Here is a 13,243-nt window from a genome sequence, read left to right as displayed (position 1 = left end):
CCGGGTCGTCACTTGGCCGTCAACATCACCCGTGCTGAGGCCGGCAGGCTGTCGCCGAGATTATTGACCATTCGCGCTTTGAATTCCTTTCGCAAGTTTTCAGGCCATTCATCCATACTTTGGGCGCATCCGAACCTGACATCGTCTCGGTCGAGATCGCTGAGGTCCGGCGTGCGCGTATGTGGTGAAAAGGGAACCTCTTCCGGGTGCAGAACGGCGGTCTTTGCCTTGATTTCCAGATGATAAGCGAGCGACCAAGGTGTAAACTGTTCACGGTGCCGGAATCGATGCGCAATTTGGCGGGCGAGGATCTGCGGATTTTCGGCGTAGAAGTTCTTCAGAGTGCTTTTGCGCATTGGGTGCGGCAAATGGTTGACCAAGTAATACCAAAATCGCAGTCCAGCGGTTCGTGCGGCAAGATCTTGACCGGACCGGTATTTCACCCGTTTCGCCACCTGCTCCAATCCGAGGCGGGCCTTCATCGCTGACACCTCGTTCTTCAGAACGGTGAGTTCGCTTCCCTGACGGCGCGCTCGTACCACGGGTTTATCACCGTGGAAGAATGTATTGGGCAAGACCGGTGCGTTCAAGAAGAAATCATCGTTCAGATAGATGAAGCGTTCTGCCATCCCGTCGATGTTCCAAATCATTGTTTCGATTGACAGGGAGTTGAACGTTGGCAGATGTTCGAAATGATCGCGGAAAATGTCCCGGTGATCAACAAGTCTAATATCGGGTTTGGGTTCCGGCCCATCAAGTCTGAAGTCGTCCAAAAAATCCGGTTCTTGGTCATCCGTGACAATCCAGATCCTGCCCAGCCAAGGCGCGAAACGCAAAAGCGAAGCGATACACAGATAGATTTCACCGCTGTGGCCGTATCTGGTCGGGGTCGCTGCATCGGGGGGGGGGGGGGGGGGAGGTTGGCTTGCCAAGCCAGTCGTTTGGCACGGTGCACGGGATCATTTCCGTCAACCCAAAGGATTACGGCATCGATGTCGGTTGGGCCTGCCTGCGCGATCTGAGTCATTTCAAGTCGGGCCAATAGCGGGATCCGGCAGTCGTTTCAATGTCATCGTCGCACCCCCAATCGTTTTGTCCCACGCCATAAGATCCTGTCCTGACGGTAAAGATCCGCAATTTCAATGACTATGAGGAAAATAGCTTTGACATTCTTTCACGTCTCTGTTGACTCGCCCCGCGCGCTTGCCTACCTATCCGCTGCTAGCACTCTACCGAGGTGAGTGCTAACAGCCCCAAGGGGCCCATGAAACACCAAGCTGAAGGAGCTGCATGATGGCTTTGAAACCGCTTCATGATCGTGTGCTGGTTCGCCGCACAGAAGGCGAAGAAAAAACTGCAGGTGGATTGATCATCCCCGAAAGCGCAAAAGAAAAGCCCGCAGAGGGTGAAATCATCGCTTGCGGTGAAGGCGCACGCAAAGATTCCGGCGAGCTGATCGAGATGGCCGTAAAAGCCGGCGACCGCGTGCTGTTTGGCAAATGGTCCGGCACCGAAGTCACCGTCGACGGCGAAGAGCTGCTGATGATGAAGGAAAGCGACATTCTGGGCATCCTGTCCTAAGTCGCCTCCCCCTCAAGAAATTCCAAAAAGGAGCTAAAACATGGCTGCTAAAGACGTAAAATTCAGCACTGACGCCCGTAATCGGATGCTCAAGGGTGTGAATATCCTTGCCGACGCGGTCAAAGTGACCTTGGGCCCCAAAGGCCGCAATGTAGTTATCGACAAATCGTTCGGCGCACCGCGCATCACCAAAGACGGTGTAACGGTTGCCAAGGAAATCGAACTGGAAGACAAGTTCGAAAACATGGGCGCGCAGATGGTCAAAGAAGTGGCCTCGCGCACCAATGACGAAGCTGGCGACGGCACGACGACAGCCACTGTTCTGGCTCAGGCGATTGTGCGCGAAGGCATGAAATCAGTTGCAGCTGGTATGAACCCGATGGACCTCAAGCGCGGTATCGACATGGCGACGACCAAAGTCGTCGAGGCGATCAAAGCTGCGGCGCGTCCCGTCAGCGATAGCGCAGAAGTTGCGCAGGTTGGCACCATCTCCGCCAACGGCGAAGCAGAAATCGGCCAGCAAATTGCCGATGCGATGCAGAAAGTCGGCAACGAAGGCGTGATTACCGTCGAAGAAAACAAGGGTCTGGAAACGGAAACCGATGTTGTCGAAGGTATGCAGTTTGATCGTGGCTATCTGTCGCCATATTTCGTGACCAATACCGAAAAAATGACGACCGAACTGGAAGACGCCGTCATCCTGTTGCACGAAAAGAAACTGTCGTCGCTGCAGCCAATGGTTCCGCTTCTCGAAGCTGTTATTCAATCGGGCAAGCCGCTTGTGATCATCTCGGAAGATGTCGAAGGCGAAGCGCTGGCGACTCTCGTCGTCAACAAGCTGCGCGGTGGTCTGAAAATCGCTGCGGTCAAGGCACCCGGTTTCGGCGACCGCCGCAAGGCTATGTTGCAGGACATTGCCATTCTGACCGGTGGTCAGGTGATTTCCGAAGATATCGGCATGAAGCTCGAATCCGTCACCATGGACATGCTGGGCACAGCCAAGCGCATCACGATCACCAAGGACACGACCACCATCATCGACGGTGGCGGCGAAACAGCCGAGATCGAAGCCCGTGTATCCCAAATTCGTGGCCAGATCGAAGAAACCACATCAGATTACGACCGTGAAAAGCTGCAAGAACGCGTGGCCAAACTGGCTGGCGGTGTTGCCGTGATCCGCGTTGGCGGCATGTCGGAAATCGAAGTGAAAGAACGCAAGGACCGCGTTGATGACGCCCTGAACGCGACCCGTGCGGCCGTGCAAGAAGGTATCGTTGTCGGTGGTGGTGTTGCGCTGGTTCAGGCTGGCAAAACGCTTGACGGCGTGAAGGGTGCGAACTCGGATCAGGACGTTGGCATCGCCATCGTGCGCAAGGCGCTTGAATCACCGCTGCGTCAGATCGCCGAAAACTCTGGTGTTGACGGGTCTGTTGTTGCGGGCAAAATCCGCGAAAGCGATGACAAGACGTTCGGCTTTAACGCCCAGACCGAAGAATATGGCGACATGTTCAAGTTTGGCGTGATCGACCCTGCCAAAGTCGTGCGCACAGCGCTTCAGGACGCGGCTTCGGTTGCTGGTCTGCTGATCACTACCGAAGCGATGGTCGCTGATAAGCCGTCCAAAGACGGCGGCGCTGCTGGCGGCGGCATGCCCGACATGGGCGGCATGGGCGGCATGGGCGGCATGATGTAAGCTTCACTTTTCCTTGGGGAAAAGTGGCTGACGAATGCACCACAGCTGTAAAATTACAAAGGGCGGCCCACATCGGGTCGCCCTTTTTTATTGTCCCGCTACTGGCCCTTTACGGCCAAACCCGCGATGAGGTGACATGCGCCTTTTCTTCCTCACCGCCATTGCCATGCTTGCCTTTGCGGCCAATTCGGTTTTGAACCGCCTTGCGCTGCTGGATGGCGGGACCGATCCGCTGGCCTTTGCCGCGCTCCGTGTCATGGCCGGGGTTATCGTCTTGTGGGTATTGATCGGGCGGCGCGGCGTGCGGGCTCAGGTTGTCAGCCGCGCCACGCTGATCGGGGCGGTGTCACTGGCCCTTTACATGCTGGGGTTCTCGCTGGCTTATCGCACGCTTGATGCGGGCTTGGGCGCGTTGATCCTGTTCGGCGGCGTCCAGGTCACGATGTTTGTGGGCGCCATCATCGGTGGCGCATCTGTGCCCGTGTTGCGCTGGGTCGGGGCGGCTGTCGCGCTTGGGGGTCTTTGCGTGCTGTTCTGGCCCTCGGGCGGCGCAGCGGTTGATCTTTGGGGCGGTGCGTGGATGGCCGCGGCGGCCTTGGGCTGGGGGATTTATTCGTTGAACGGGCGGGCGGCCACGGACCCATTGGTGGCCACGGCGGCGAATTTCCTGTTGGCCCTGCCGTTCGTTGCCGCGCCGCTGATGTGGCAGTCGGTGGGGGCAACGGGGTATGGCGTGACCTTGGCGGTCATGTCGGGCGCGATCACATCGGGGTTGGGATATGCGCTTTGGTATGCGCTGATACCCGGGCTGGGCGCGACCCGCGCAGCCGTTGCGCAGCTAAGTGTGCCGATCATCGCGATCGCTGCGGGCGTCTTGCTGTTGGCGGAGCCGGTGACAGCGCGCTTGGGTGTCGCCGGAGTGCTAGTCATTGGCGGCATCGCGATCTCACTTTTGCCGCGCCGCGCCTAATGCACTATCGGTTCCAGCGGGTCGTAAACTGGCGCGTCCGCATCCTGCCACGCAACTGCGGCAAGGCTGTCGGGTTTGACATGCAAGCGTGCCAGTTCGCCGCGCGTCACCCAACGGCGCTGTGTCACGATTCCTTCGGGGTCTTGCCATGTATCATCCAAGGCACCGCTGACCAGCGTGCTGCGAAAATACACATCGACCTGATGGAAATCGCCGTCAGGGTCATGAAATTCGTTCAAAAGGCACGGTAGACCGACGGCAATCCGCAGCCCGGTTTCCTCGAATACTTCGCGCGCCAGATTGTCGGGCAAGCTTTGGTGCAGTTCGGCCCCGCCCCCGGGGGCGCACCATAGATCGCCGCGCCCCTTATAGGCGTTTACCAGCAGGAGCCGGTTTTCGCGCATCAGGATCGCGCGGGTGGCAAGGCGGACTGGGCGGGACATTGCGCAACTTTGGCGAAACACGCGAAGTCAGGCAACCCTGACCTTACCCTGCGCCAAAGGCCGCACTATATGTCCGAAATGACTCGCTTGTTCTTGACCCTTGCGCTGATACTTGCGCCTTTTGCGTCCCGCGCCGAGGATGTATTTCCGGCCGAGCAGGAATGTGTGGTCCTGCTGCACGGGCTGGCGCGCAGTGAAGCGTCGTTCCTGCCGCTGGCCGAGGTGCTGGAGCTTCAGGGTTACAAGGTCGTCAACTCGGGCTATCCATCGACGACGGCCACGGTGCAATCGCTGGTCGCGGATAATTTGCCTGCGGATGTGGCGGCCTGTGGCGATGCGCGGGTGCATTTTGTGACCCATTCGATGGGTGGGATACTGGTGCGCGCCTATCTGCAATCCAACCGTCCCGCCGATATGGGCCGCGTCGTCATGCTTGGGCCACCCAATCAGGGCTCGGAACTGGTTGACACATTTGGCGAATACGAAGCGTTTGAATGGGCCAATGGCCCCGCCGGTCTTCAGTTGGGCACCGAAGACAGCAGCCTGCCCAACCGGCTTGACCTGCCGGGCTACGAGGTTGGAATCATTGCCGGAAACCGGTCGCTGAATCCGGTGTTTTCCAGCATTATCGATGGGCCCGATGATGGCAAGGTGTCGGTTGAATCGACGCGCCTGCCGGGGATGGCCGACCATCTTGTGCTGCCCGTGACCCATACATTCATGATGAACAACCCGCTTGTGATTGCCGAAGTGCTGGAATTCCTGCGCAACGGGCGCTTTGATCCGTCGCTGCAAATGACCGATCTTTTGTTTGGCCAGGGGAACTAGGTACAGGGTCCGGTGATCCTGTTGAGATGTCCCATCTTGCGGCCCTTTTTGACCTCGGATTTGCCGTAAAGATGCAGCGCGGTGTTTGTCGCGGCAATCGCTGGCACGCGGTCCATATCATCGCCGATCAGGTTTTCCATCACCACGTTTGAATGGCGGCCGCCATCACCAAGGGGCCAGCCTGCCACGGCGCGAATATGCTGTTCAAACTGGTCGATCAAACAGCCGTTTTGGGTCCAGTGGCCGGAATTGTGCACGCGCGGGGCGATCTCGTTGACGATCAGACCGTCGCGGGTCACGAACAGCTCAACCCCCATCACGCCGATATAGTCCAACGCATTGAGGATACGCGCCGCAATCAGCACCGCATCGGTGCGCTGGCTCGGCGAAAGGGTGGCGGGCACGGTCGTGCTGTGCAGGATGCCGTCACGGTGGATGTTTTCGCCCGGATCAAAGCAGGCCACCGCTCCGTCAGCGCCGCGCGCGCCGATCACCGACACCTCAACGTTGAAATCGACGAACCCTTCCAGCACCGCTGGTGCGCCAGCCATGTCTGCCAGCGCCGCTGCGGCATCGCGCCTGTCCATGATCCGCGCCTGCCCCTTGCCATCATAGCCAAAGCGGCGCGTTTTCAGGATCGCGGGCGTGCCGATATCGGCAAGCCCGGCGTCAAGGTCAGCCGCGTTTTCGACCTTGGCAAAGGGCGCGACCTTCAGCCCGAGGCCTTGCAGAAACTCTTTTTCAGTCAAGCGGTCTTGCGAGGTCGCAAGGGCCGCGCGTCCGGGCCGGATCGGGCAGTGTTCCTCAAGGATATCCAGCGCTGCGGTGGGGATGTTTTCAAATTCATAGGTAATCACGTCGACGCCCGCGGCGAAGGCGCGCAGCGCGCCGTCGTCGTCGTAGCTGGCGGTTGTGACGGCATGGGCTACATCGGCGGCGGGCGGGTTGGCGCCCGGTTCGAATATATGGGTGCGCAGCCCGAGGCGGCTGGCGGCAACGGACAGCATCCGCCCCAATTGACCGCCGCCAAGAATGCCGATTGTCGCGCCGGTGGTCAGTGGATCAGTCATTACTCGGGGCATCCGGAATTGAATCGGACAGCGTGGTGCGCCAGGCATCAAGGCGCTGGGCCAGTTCGCTGTCATGCAGTGCCAGAATTCCGGCGGCCATAAGGCCTGCATTTGCCGCACCGGGGGCTCCGATTGCCATTGTCGCTACGGGGTAACCCTTGGGCATCTGCACGATCGAATACAGCGAATCAACACCCGACAAGGCTTTGGTCTGTACCGGCACGCCGATCACGGGAATGCGGGTTTTCGAGGCCATCATGCCGGGCAGATGCGCTGCCCCGCCAGCGCCCGCGATGATCACTTGCAGACCGCGCTCAACCGCGTCGCGCCCATAGGCCCACAGCCGGTCAGGCGTGCGGTGGGCCGACACGATCCTGGTCTCGTAGGCGATGCCAAGCTGGTCCAGCACTTCGGCGGCTTCGCGCATTGTGGGCCAGTCAGACTGGCTGCCCATGATGATACCGACAGGAATTTCAGTCATGCAACGGCCCCTTCGGCCCAACCAAATAAGGAAACGGCACTATAGCCAGCGGGTCGGTCAGCGCAATGTGTCAGGCGATGATATCGGGGGTTATCCGATCCTCGAGCTGGACAATCTTGTCCTTGAGCGCAAGTTTTTGTTTCTTCAGCCGCTTCATGGTCAGCATATCGGCGCTGCCACGTTCCTGAAGGGCGTGAATCGCATCATCAAGATCGCGATGTTCCTGGCGCATCACCTCAAGCTCATAGCGCAGCACGTCGATCTGCTCCATTCGGGACGATGTGTTCATACGTGCGGGCCTGTGGGGTTTGTCATTCTTGATTATATTATATGGGTTTCTGCGGGCTGCGCATAGCCCTGCCACTTGCATCCCTGCCCGCATAACCCCATATTTTTAATAATCGGTTGCCGCATTTGCGGGGCCACAGATGACTGTCGCTTTGAAAAGGACGTGTCGTATGACAAAATTGACGTTGGGGACGCATCCGTTCCTACTTGGGTTTGAACAGCTTGAACGGTTGGTGGAACGCACCGCCAAGACGGGAAATGACGGCTACCCCCCTTATAATATTGAACAAACATCGGAAAATTCTTATCGGATTTCGCTGGCCGTCGCCGGTTTCGCCGACGATGATCTGGCGATCACGGTCGAGGACAATCAACTGGTGATCCGTGGTCGTCAGGGCGACGATGCGGATGATCGCGTGTTTCTGCACCGCGGCATCGCAACGCGACGGTTCCAAAAATCATTCGTATTGGCCGATGGTGTCGATGTGGGCGAGGCGGTGATGGAAAACGGCCTGCTGCACGTTGATCTGACCCGTGCGGTGCCCGATTCAATCGTGCAGACGATCAAGATCACGAAAGGAGCGAAATCATGAATACCGAATACAAACTGGCAGACCACGCCGATGATCGGCTTGTTTACGTGAAACCCGTTGCCGTGTCTGACCTGCCCGACGAGGTGCGCGAGCAGGCGGGTGACATGAAGCAGCTGTTCGCCGTGCATAACAGCGACGGGGAACAACTGGCGCTGGTCGCCAACCGGCGGCTTGCCTTCGCACTGGCACTTGAAAACGACATGTCCCCAATGACACTTCACTAACGCAAAACGCCGACCCTGCAGGGTCGGCGTTTTCGTTTTCTCGCTGGTGAGGCGTGCCTTAGTTGCCCGCGATCAGCCCCAAGCTTTCCAGCTTCAAGATGACCTGATGCGCGCAGTTGTCCACATCGGTGCCTTCGGTTTCCACACGCAATTCTGGATCGGCAGGAACATCGTAAGGGTCTGAAATCCCGGTAAATTCCTTGATCTTGCCCTCGCGCGCCAACTTATAAAGCCCTTTGCGGTCGCGGCGTTCGCATTCTTCGATGCTGGTGGCTACGTGGACCTCGATAAAGGCACCAAAGGCCTCGATATCTTCGCGCACGGCGCGCCGTGTCGTGGCATAGGGCGCGATGGGCGCGCAGATGGCAATGCCACCGTTTTTCGTGATTTCTGAGGCAACATAACCGATCCGGCGGATGTTGAGATCGCGGTGTTCCTTGCTGAACCCCAGTTCAGAGCTGAGGTTCTTGCGCACGATATCCCCATCCAGCAGCGTCACTGGACGACCACCCATTTCCATCAGTTTCACCATCAAGGCGTTTGCGATGGTGGATTTGCCCGAGCCGGAAAAGCCGGTGAAAAACACGGTAAAGCCCTGGTTGGAACGGGGCGGCTTGGTGCGGCGCAATTCCTTGACAACCTCGGGGAAGGAAAACCATTCGGGGATTTCCAGACCCTCGGACAGGCGGCGACGCAGTTCGGTGCCGGAAATGTTCAGGATCGTGACGGCGTCCTTGTCCTTGATTTCATCCATCGGTTCGTATTGGGCACGTTCCTGCACCCAGACCATATGTTTGAAATCGACCATTTCGATGCCCATTTCTTCCTGGTGCTCGCGGAACAAATCCTGCGCGTCATAGGGGCCATAGAAATCTTCGCCTGCCGCGTTTTTGCCCGGGCCGGCGTGATCGCGCCCGACGATAAAGTGAGTACAGCCGTGATTGGCGCGGATCAGACCGTGCCATACGGCCTCGCGCGGGCCAGCCATGCGCATCGCAAGGTTGAGTAGCGACATCGAGGTGGTCGAGGCCGGATATTTATCCAGAACCGCCTCGTAGCAGCGCACGCGGGTAAAGTGGTCAACGTCACCGGGCTTGGTCAGGCCGACAACGGGGTGGATCAGCAGGTTGGCCTGGGCCTCGCGGGCGGCGCGGAACGTCAGTTCCTGATGGGCGCGGTGCAGCGGGTTGCGAGTTTGGAACGCGACAACGCGGCGCCAGCCCATCTTGCGGAAAAAAGCGCGTAATTCGTTGGGTGTGTTGCGCGAGCCGCGGAAATCGTAGTGCACAGGTTGCTGAATGCCGGTGACAGGGCCACCCAGATAGATCTTGCCCGCCTGATTGTGCAGATAATTGACGGCGGGGTGCGTGCTGTCATCGGCACCGAAGACCTTTTCGGCCTCGCGGGATTTGTTGGGTTCCCACTTGTCGGTGACGGTCATGGTAGCAAGGATCACGCCTTCCTGGTCGCGCAGGGCGATGTCCTGGCCGGTTTCCACGGATTTGGCGAAGTCCTCGGTGACATCCAGCGTGATCGGCATCGGCCAAAGTGTGCCATCTGCCAGACGCATGTTATCGACGACGCCATTGTAGTCCTGTTCGCTCAGGAAGCCCTTGAGCGGGTTGAAACCGCCATTCATCAGCAATTCAAGATCGCAAATCTGGCGCGGGGTCAGATCGTGCGAGGCGAGGTTTCCCGCTTCGACTTTCAGCTTTTGCGCGCTGTCGTAGGACACATAAAGTTCGGGGATCGGGGCCAGATTTTGCATCGTGCAACATACTTTCTAAGAACGGGTGACAGTCGTTGCGCGCGTCCTAGCCCCGCAATGTGGCAAAAGTCTAGCGCGCAGCCGAATTTTTCGCACAACGGACGCGGGTCGGCGGATTTTCCCCGCAGGTGTTGCCAAAAGGAACGGTAGCGGCAATCGCGTGATTGGCGGGCCGAGACGTGGGTTGCCCGCCCCTGTTGGCCCTTATGCGTCTTCGGGGACCATCGCTGTTTCCGCGTGGCCTTGTTCGGCCATCCAGCGTTCGGCCTCGAGTGCGGCCATACAGCCCATACCGGCGGATGTGACGGCCTGACGATACTTGTGATCAGTCAGATCGCCCGCTGCAAAGACGCCTGGAATGCTGGTGGCAGTGCTGTCGGGTTTGGTAACAACATAGCCGCCCATATGGGTTTCCAGCACGTCCTTGACCAATTCGTTTGCAGGGGCGTGGCCGATGGCAATGAATACGCCCTTGGCGGGGATATCGGTGATTTCGCCCGTTTTGGTATGCTTGACCTTGACACCCTCCACGCCCAGCGGGTTGTCGCTACCGTAAATTTCTTCGACTTCGTGAAACCACAGTGGTTCGATCTTGGGATTCTTCATCAAACGGTCGATCAGGATCGCTTCGGCGCGCAGTTCGTCGCGACGATGCACCAGCGTGACCTTTGAGGCAAAGTTGGTCAGGAACAGGGCTTCTTCGACGGCTGTGTTGCCGCCGCCGACCACGACAATTTCCTGCCCGCGATAAAAGAAGCCATCGCAGGTGGCGCAGGCCGACACGCCAAAGCCCTTGAATTTGGCCTCGCTCGGCAGGCCCAGCCACTTCGCGCGCGCGCCGGTGGCAAGGATCACGCTATCGGCCACGTAAACGGTGCCGCTGTCGGATTGCGCCACGAAAGGGCGTTTTGAAAAATCGACCGAGGTGATGATATCGCCGATAATTTCGGTGCCGGTTGCGCGGGCATGCGCTTCCATCCGCAGCATGAGGTCGGGGCCTTGTACCTCGGAGTCGCCGGGCCAGTTTTCGACATCAGTCGTCATGGTCAGCTGCCCGCCCGGCTCAATGCCCTGCACAAGGATCGGTTCAAGCATCGCACGACTGGCGTAAACGCCTGCGGTATAACCTGCGGGGCCGGAGCCGATGATAAGAACTTTGGTTTTGCGTGTGTCAGCCATGTGCCAGCGGCTCCCCTTTTGTGTCCATAGGGATATAGTCACCTGCGGCACGGGTTGAAAGCCCATGTGACATTTGGCATATCGACTAACGATGTTGCGCAGTGGTGAAACATTATTGCGCAAAGCCGCGCCCTGGCGTATAGATTGCAAAACCTTGAGGGAAAAATGATGCCGGGCCAAAAGCTGGATGAAATTGACCGTATGATTTTGGCCGAATTGCAGGCGGACGGGCGAATGACCAACGTTGAATTGGCCAAGCGCGTGGGCATTTCCGCGCCGCCCTGTCTGCGCCGTGTGCGCACATTGGAAGAACAGGGCTTCATTCGCGGTTATCACGCCGATGTGGACCCGCGCGAGCTGGGCTTCGAGGTGCAGGTCTTTGCAATGGTCGGTCTGGTCAGTCAGGCCGAATCCGATCTCAGCGCCTTTGAGAACCGCTGCAAGGGTTGGCCGTTGGTGCGCGAGTGTCACATGCTGAACGGCGAGGTTGATTTCATCCTGAAATGTGTCGCCCCCGACCTGCGCAGTTTCCAGACCTTCCTGACCGAAGACCTTACCTCGGCCGAAAACGTGGCGAGCGTGAAAACCTCGCTGGTTATTCGCGGGGCCAAGGACGAACCCGGCGTGCCCTTTGACGTGCTCGAAGCGCGGCTGGCCAAAGAGGCCTAGGCCACGTCAAACAGATCAAGATCGCGCAGCGCAAGACGCGGGCGCAGCAGCGGGCCAAAGTCCGAAATGTCCTGCATATGCGGGAATAGCGACAGATAAAGCGCAAGACCTTCGCCACGCAGGTTCAGCACATGACGCGCACCGGGATTCTGGCTTTCGATTTCGACACCATTGGCGGTGAACCGTTCATGGCGCGCAAAGCCAAGCTGGAACACCTGCACGGGTGTAAAGGGGGTGACGTCGATGATATTGATCCCGTCGATAAAATCGCGCGCCGGGATAAAGGCCGATTGGTGGCCTGTCAGTTGCTGGATCGCAGCGGCGCGGTGGTGCAGCCGCGCGCAGGGGCCAAGCACCAGATCGTGCATCGGACGCGCAATCCCAAGGGCATCGGCAGCGATCCGCGTCAGACGGCCCATTTCGGGGGCCTGGCGCGGGGCGTTTGGCACAAGCGTGGTTGATCCGCGCCACAGCAACGTTTGAAAGCCGTGATCAGTTGTGCGGATTTCGTCACCGGGCAGCAGGTCTTCGATGGCGGTGGGGCCGCGCGATGTCTGGATGATCGCGCCGCGCGCAAGGGCGGCAAAGGAGTCTTCGAAAGCCGGAATGGCAGGTGCAATGCGGGAAAAGTCATGAATATCACCGCCGCGCGCCAGATGGGCGACCTCGTATTTGCGCATTAGAGGCTGGCTGCGCTGAGGTCGCCCGTCTGTCTGAGCGAACCGGTCATAACCGACCGGAGAGGAACTGGTACGCGCCGCGAGGCCAGCGGCGCTTTGGTGGGTCTTGGTCATGCGATCACCTGAAAAGGTTGGTCACACATCTGTCGGCCCCACCGACAACATCTGAGGAACATTGCTGTTATCTCGAATGTGGCGGAGGTGGCGGGTTGTTGTCAAAAATTTCTGGTTAATGGCCCCATGCAGCGATCAATCGCGCAGGTTTCGCAAGATTGTCGCCGGAATCTGAACGAAGCTGCCACATTCTGATTCTTGTGCGCATTCAAAACGCAACGCGCCGCCCGGGAGGGAACCGGGCGGCGCGGATTGCATCCTCGTCAGGATGCGGGGCTATCTTGGTCAGGCGGCGGCGCGTTTTGCCTCGAGTGCGGCAACGGCGCGGCGTGCCGAAATGAAAGCTTCGCGGCGTAGGCCACGTTCCCACGGCATCTTGGTTGTGCAGGCCTCGGCCTCTTTGATCATGTTGCTGATCCAGCGTTTTTGCGTTTTCATCTACTCGGTCCTCGTGTTTGCTCGCGGGCCTTTGTCCCGTTGCAATCAAGATGGCAATGTAAAGCGGCACCAGTTTGGCCGCGCTGCATTATTCTGAAAAAACTTTCGGGCGGTTTGTGACAGATTGGTCAAAATCCTGAACTGCGCCGATTTGCCTTCAATTAAAGGCAGATTGCGCGGGTCCGGCAACAATCGGCGTGATCGACCCGGGATTGTTTCGCAAA

16 protein-coding genes and 1 pseudogene are annotated in these 13,243 nt (G+C 58.6%); 7 read left to right on the top strand and 10 right to left on the bottom strand.

The annotated features are described in order from the left end of the window. Positions 1–8: 8 nt before the first annotated feature. Positions 9–932: a nitrate reductase gene (locus FTO60_RS17755; protein WP_172623899.1), complete on the bottom strand. Its 924-nt coding sequence runs from the start codon at positions 930–932 to the stop codon at positions 9–11. A gap of 23 nt (positions 933–955) precedes the next feature. Continuing rightward, positions 956–1,027 (bottom strand): annotated as a pseudogene (locus tag FTO60_RS18045) (Stealth CR1 domain-containing protein); the annotation flags it as partial. Between the two features lie 266 nt (positions 1,028–1,293). Here FTO60_RS18045 and FTO60_RS13140 point away from each other — a divergent pair. From FTO60_RS13140 to FTO60_RS13130, 3 genes are all read left to right on the top strand, one after another. Next, on the top strand, positions 1,294–1,581 hold the full coding sequence (locus FTO60_RS13140) for a co-chaperone GroES (RefSeq protein WP_148057161.1): 288 nt from the start codon (positions 1,294–1,296) through the stop codon (positions 1,579–1,581). Positions 1,582–1,621: 40 nt separating this feature from the next. Then, entirely contained in the window at positions 1,622–3,274 is a 1,653-nt protein-coding gene (gene groL / locus FTO60_RS13135; protein WP_148056382.1) for a chaperonin GroEL, read from the top strand. 136 nt (positions 3,275–3,410) lie between these two features. Further along, entirely contained in the window at positions 3,411–4,244 is an 834-nt protein-coding gene (locus FTO60_RS13130; protein WP_148056381.1) for a DMT family transporter, read from the top strand. Here FTO60_RS13130 and FTO60_RS13125 read toward each other — a convergent pair. Next, positions 4,241–4,687, bottom strand: a complete 447-nt coding sequence (locus FTO60_RS13125) for an NUDIX hydrolase (RefSeq protein WP_148056380.1) — start codon at positions 4,685–4,687, stop codon at positions 4,241–4,243. The two genes, FTO60_RS13130 and FTO60_RS13125, sit on opposite strands and share 4 nt — an antisense overlap. A 78-nt stretch (positions 4,688–4,765) precedes the next feature. Between FTO60_RS13125 and FTO60_RS13120 the strand changes: the two genes are divergently transcribed. Further along, complete coding sequence (locus FTO60_RS13120; RefSeq protein ID WP_172623937.1) at positions 4,766–5,515, top strand: alpha/beta fold hydrolase; 750 nt, start codon at positions 4,766–4,768, stop codon at positions 5,513–5,515. Here FTO60_RS13120 and FTO60_RS13115 read toward each other — a convergent pair. The 3 genes from FTO60_RS13115 to FTO60_RS13105 all read right to left on the bottom strand — a co-directional run bounded on the left by FTO60_RS13115 (position 5,512) and on the right by FTO60_RS13105 (position 7,355). Continuing rightward, positions 5,512–6,585: a 5-(carboxyamino)imidazole ribonucleotide synthase gene (locus tag FTO60_RS13115; protein WP_148056379.1), complete on the bottom strand. Its 1,074-nt coding sequence runs from the start codon at positions 6,583–6,585 to the stop codon at positions 5,512–5,514. The two genes, FTO60_RS13120 and FTO60_RS13115, sit on opposite strands and share 4 nt — an antisense overlap. After that, entirely contained in the window at positions 6,578–7,066 is a 489-nt protein-coding gene (gene purE / locus FTO60_RS13110; RefSeq protein ID WP_148056378.1) for a 5-(carboxyamino)imidazole ribonucleotide mutase, read from the bottom strand. The genes FTO60_RS13115 and purE overlap by 8 nt, the downstream gene beginning before the upstream one ends. A gap of 70 nt (positions 7,067–7,136) precedes the next feature. After that, positions 7,137–7,355, bottom strand: coding sequence for a YdcH family protein (locus tag FTO60_RS13105; RefSeq protein ID WP_148056377.1), 219 nt, complete (start codon positions 7,353–7,355; stop codon positions 7,137–7,139). Between the two features lie 169 nt (positions 7,356–7,524). On the opposite strand from FTO60_RS13105, the gene FTO60_RS13100 reads away from it, so the two are divergent. Together FTO60_RS13100 and FTO60_RS13095 are read left to right on the top strand one after the other, a co-directional pair. Next, positions 7,525–7,947, top strand: a complete 423-nt coding sequence (locus FTO60_RS13100) for an Hsp20 family protein (protein WP_148056376.1) — start codon at positions 7,525–7,527, stop codon at positions 7,945–7,947. Further along, positions 7,944–8,171 (top strand): DUF1150 family protein, encoded by a 228-nt coding sequence (locus tag FTO60_RS13095; protein ID WP_148056375.1) that lies wholly within the window; start codon positions 7,944–7,946, stop codon positions 8,169–8,171. The genes FTO60_RS13100 and FTO60_RS13095 overlap by 4 nt, the downstream gene beginning before the upstream one ends. Before the next feature lie 58 nt (positions 8,172–8,229). Here the strand turns inward: FTO60_RS13095 and FTO60_RS13090 are convergent, their stop codons facing one another. Beyond that, the gene (locus FTO60_RS13090) at positions 8,230–9,939 is read right to left on the bottom strand and encodes a bifunctional sulfate adenylyltransferase/adenylylsulfate kinase (RefSeq protein WP_148056374.1); all 1,710 of its coding nucleotides are present in this window, start codon (positions 9,937–9,939) and stop codon (positions 8,230–8,232) included. A 204-nt stretch (positions 9,940–10,143) separates the two neighbouring features. Continuing rightward, positions 10,144–11,118, bottom strand: coding sequence for a thioredoxin-disulfide reductase (gene trxB / locus FTO60_RS13085; RefSeq protein WP_148056373.1), 975 nt, complete (start codon positions 11,116–11,118; stop codon positions 10,144–10,146). A gap of 168 nt (positions 11,119–11,286) precedes the next feature. Here trxB and FTO60_RS13080 point away from each other — a divergent pair, with 168 nt between their 5' ends. Beyond that, a complete protein-coding gene (locus FTO60_RS13080; RefSeq protein ID WP_148057159.1) occupies positions 11,287–11,787 on the top strand; it encodes an Lrp/AsnC family transcriptional regulator in 501 nt (166 codons plus the stop codon). On the opposite strand, the gene FTO60_RS13075 is transcribed toward FTO60_RS13080, so the two are convergent. Both FTO60_RS13075 and FTO60_RS17750 read right to left on the bottom strand, forming a co-directional pair. Next, the gene (locus FTO60_RS13075) at positions 11,784–12,581 is read right to left on the bottom strand and encodes a Hint domain-containing protein (protein ID WP_148056372.1); all 798 of its coding nucleotides are present in this window, start codon (positions 12,579–12,581) and stop codon (positions 11,784–11,786) included. The genes FTO60_RS13080 and FTO60_RS13075 overlap by 4 nt on opposite strands. A 285-nt stretch (positions 12,582–12,866) precedes the next feature. Then, complete coding sequence (locus FTO60_RS17750; protein WP_172623898.1) at positions 12,867–13,019, bottom strand: hypothetical protein; 153 nt, start codon at positions 13,017–13,019, stop codon at positions 12,867–12,869. Between the last annotated feature and the right edge of the window lie 224 nt (positions 13,020–13,243).

The organism is Octadecabacter sp. SW4 (assembly GCF_008065155.1).
Taxonomy (GTDB): domain Bacteria; phylum Pseudomonadota; class Alphaproteobacteria; order Rhodobacterales; family Rhodobacteraceae; genus SW4.
This window is presented reverse-complemented; position numbering and strand designations above follow the sequence as displayed.